Annotated in this window: 1 protein-coding gene; it reads left to right on the top strand. The window is 66.3% G+C overall.

The annotated features are described in order from the left end of the window. Window positions 1-1,010 (top strand): IS256-like element ISMlu11 family transposase (locus tag ACUJ8O_RS11470; protein WP_445373399.1); only part of this gene is annotated, 1,010 nt, incomplete at its 5' end. Window positions 1,011-1,043 lie beyond the last annotated feature (33 nt).

Below are 1,043 nucleotides of genomic sequence, written 5' to 3'. Positions count from 1 at the left end.
GCCTGGTGCCCAAGGGCCAGCGGCGCCTCGGGGGCCTGGATGACATGATCATCAGCCTCTATGCCGGCGGAATGACGATCCGGGACATCCAGCACCACCTGGCCTCCACGATCGGCACGGACCTGTCGCACGAGACGATCTCCAACATCACCGACGCCGTGAGCGAAGAGGTCCTGGCGTGGCAGTCGCGGCCGCTGGAGGAGTTCTATCCGGTGATCTATCTCGACGCAATCCGGATCAAGATCCGAGAGAACAGCCAGGTCCTCAACCGTGCCGCCTACATCGCCGTCGGCGTGGACCTCGAGGGCATCAAGCACGTGCTGGGGATCTGGGTCCAGGACACCGAGGGCTCGGCGTTCTGGGCCCACGTCTGCGCCGATCTCGCCAACCGGGGCGTGCAGGACGTGCTGATCGTGTGCTGCGACGGGCTCAAGGGCCTGCCGGAGGCGGTCGAGGCGACGTGGCCGGACTCGATGGTCCAGACCTGCGTGGTTCACCTGATCCGGGCCGCGATGCGGTTCGTGGCCTACCAGGACCGCAAGAAGGTCGCCGCCGCGCTGAAGCCGATCTACACCGCCCCCAACGAAGAGACCGCGAGGAAGGCGCTGGCCGAGTTCGAGGCCTCCGAGCTCGGCACGAAGTACCCGTCTGCAGCCGCGACCTGGGCGAACTCCTGGGAGCGGTTCATCCCGTTCCTGCAGTTCCCACCCATGCTCCGCAAGGTCATCTACACGACCAACAGCATCGAGTCGCTGAACTTCCAGCTACGGAAGGTGACCAAGAACCGCGGCCACTTCCCCTCGACCGAGGCGGCGGTGAAGCTGCTCTGGCTGGCGATCTGCAACATCGAAGACAAACGCGCCGCCGAACGCGCTCGGGACCGGGGCAAACCCGCCGGCCAGCGCAAAGCCCAGGGCCGGCTCGTCGAAGGTCAGGCCGTCACGAACTGGAAGCAGGCCCTCGCCCAGCTCGCCGCGGCCTACCCCGACCGGATCAACCCCTACCTGTGACCACCCCGCTTACACAGACAAGTTGACACGCCC

The organism is Micrococcus sp. EWR3.9.1 (assembly GCF_052615555.1).
This window is presented reverse-complemented; position numbering and strand designations above follow the sequence as displayed.